Source organism: Sinorhizobium americanum, assembly GCF_001651855.1.
GTDB classification, from domain to species: Bacteria; Pseudomonadota; Alphaproteobacteria; order Rhizobiales; family Rhizobiaceae; genus Sinorhizobium; species Sinorhizobium americanum.
On record NZ_LNQC01000004.1, the window covers coordinates 1 to 1279 of the forward strand.

The window sequence follows — 1279 nt, forward strand, 5'->3', positions numbered from 1 at the left end:
ACGGGAGAGCCAGCGCAATATCGAACTGATGTGGCTCACCGGCCGCTTGATGCCGGACTTCAAGACGATTGCCGACTTCCGCCGCGACAACGGGGCAGCGATCCGCGCCGCCTGCGCGCAGTTCGTGGTGCTGTGCCGCCAACTCAACCTGTTCACCCGAGCCGTCGTCGCCATCGACGGCAGCAAGTTCAAGGCGGTCAATAACCGCGACAAGAACTTCACTGTGGCCAAGGTCGTCAAGCGCATCGAGCAGGTGGAGGCCAGCATCGCGCGCTATCTGACGGATTTGGACCGAGCTGATCGGGAGGACGGCGATATCGCCGGAGCCAAGACGGTGCGCCTCAAGGAGAAAATCGAAGGCCTGCGCCGGCAGATGCAGTCCCTCAGGGAGATCGGCAAGCAGGTCGAGGCCGCACCGGACAAACAAGTCTCTCTGACCGATCCCGATGCCCGGTCGATGGCAACCAGCGGCAAAGGCACCGGCATTGTCGGCTACAATGTCCAGATCGCCGTCGACGCCGAGCACCACCTGATCGTTGCGCATGAGGTGACCAATCTCGGCAGCGATCGGGCGCAACTGAGCGCGATGGCCGAGAAGGCCCGCGATGCGACGGGATGCGAGGAAGTCACAGTGCTGGCAGACCGGGGTTATTACAACGGTGACGAGGTGCTGGCCTGCGAGGGCACGGGCATTCTGCCCATAATCCCCAAGACGCGGACCTCCGGCAACGCCAAGCGCGGCCTCTTCACCGTCGCTGACTTCATCTATGACGCCGAGACCGACCGCTACACCTGCCCGGCGGGCGAGCACCTGACGAGGGGAAAGGTGCGCTCAGACCGCCGGGACAACATCGATCAGTATCGCAACCTCACCGCCTGCCTGACCTGCGCCCTCAAGTCCCGATGCACGCCCGACAAGATCAAGCGCCTGAAGCGTTGGCAGCACGAGAGTGTCCTCGACAAGATGCAGGCCAGACTCGACCGTATGCTCGAGGCCATGACCATCCGTCGGCAGACTGTCGAGCATCCCTTCGGAACGCTCAAGGCATGGATGGGCAGTACCCATTTCCTGACCAGAACCCTCGACCAGGTCAAAACCGAGATGAGTCTGCAGGTGCTCGCCTACAATATGAAGCGGATGATCAATATTTTCGGCGTCAAGCCGCTGATGGAGGCGATCGCCGCCTGACCACGCTCGGCCGACAGCGCGCGCCGTCACGACACGCGAAAAAAGTAGCAGTCATTGACAGTCACGCACCCGCGTTTTCACACGTCCTCG

The 1279-nt window shown here is 62.2% G+C and carries 1 protein-coding gene; it reads left to right on the forward strand.

Going from position 1 to position 1279, the window contains the following annotated elements; translation table 11 throughout:
* A partial coding sequence (locus tag ATC00_RS00025; RefSeq protein WP_082911895.1) for an IS1182 family transposase occupies nucleotides 1-1189 on the forward strand: 1189 nt, incomplete at its 5' end.
* Between the last annotated feature and the right edge of the window lie 90 nt (nucleotides 1190-1279).